Source organism: Psychrobacter sp. 1U2 (genome assembly GCF_051847575.1).
On record NZ_JBPYDC010000740.1, the window covers coordinates 1 to 865 of the forward strand.

Annotated in this window: 1 protein-coding gene and 1 pseudogene; both read right to left on the minus strand. The window is 44.9% G+C overall.

All coding sequences use genetic code 11. The features are described from left to right. A partial coding sequence (gene ftsL, locus ACS8FD_RS18440) for a cell division protein FtsL (RefSeq protein ID WP_439276914.1) occupies positions 1-430 on the minus strand: 430 nt, incomplete at its 3' end. Between the two features lie 262 nt (positions 431-692). After that, positions 693-865 (minus strand): annotated as a pseudogene (locus tag ACS8FD_RS18445) (16S rRNA (cytosine(1402)-N(4))-methyltransferase RsmH); the annotation flags it as partial.

Genomic DNA, 865 nt, shown 5'->3' on the forward strand with positions numbered 1-865 from the left:
CTCGTGGTCCCATATCGTACGAACCATTCTCAGCTGAGTCAGTTACCACTGGTTCCAACGCAGTAGCGACGCCTGGCTGAATAATCAGCTTGTCCTTTAGCGTTGGTGAATACATCCCTAACTCGGCGACAGCGCGACTGGCAATCTGCGGTGTGGCACTAAAGGTTTGCTGCTCAATAAGCAAACGCTGGTGTTCTACTTGTAGCTTACGCTCTTGTTTCTTCATGTCTTGCAAGGTTCTATAATCCTGATGATATTGCTGAACATTTTCAGCCGTTTTGATACCGCTCCATACGATTGCACCTGCCAATAGCAACAGTACAACCACATAGATACTGACGACATTGAATCGACGCGCGAATAGTTCGCCAACATCGGTCGTATTGGACATAGCGGCGTGGTGGTTTGCAGGTTTGTCAGATATTGCCATGACGATCTCAAAAAGTGGACTTGAAGTATAAAAGCGCTAACTGTTTTAGATTTACAAATAACTTATCAGCACCATCAATAAAACATAAAATCAAATATCTCAGCCAACTGACCAAAAAACAACCAAACGAAAAGTTAACTGCTGAGCCTAGCAGACAATATTTACAGCTTTTTAACAGTGGCGTAGCGATTAACACATTCGCGCACCATTTAGATAAACATTAGCAACCATACGTGGTTCGTCCAATGATTTCACCTAAGGTTTAAGATGCATCTGTCTGCTGATAAGCTGTATCAGTACGCGTTGCCATACGTAGCCATGCACTACGAGCACGCGGATTCTGGCTCGTCTCAGCTTTGCTTGGGCCGATACGTTTGGGCTTACTAAAATAACGTGGGCGTTTGGGCGGCATAGGCAAGTTTTCATCCTCTGGAT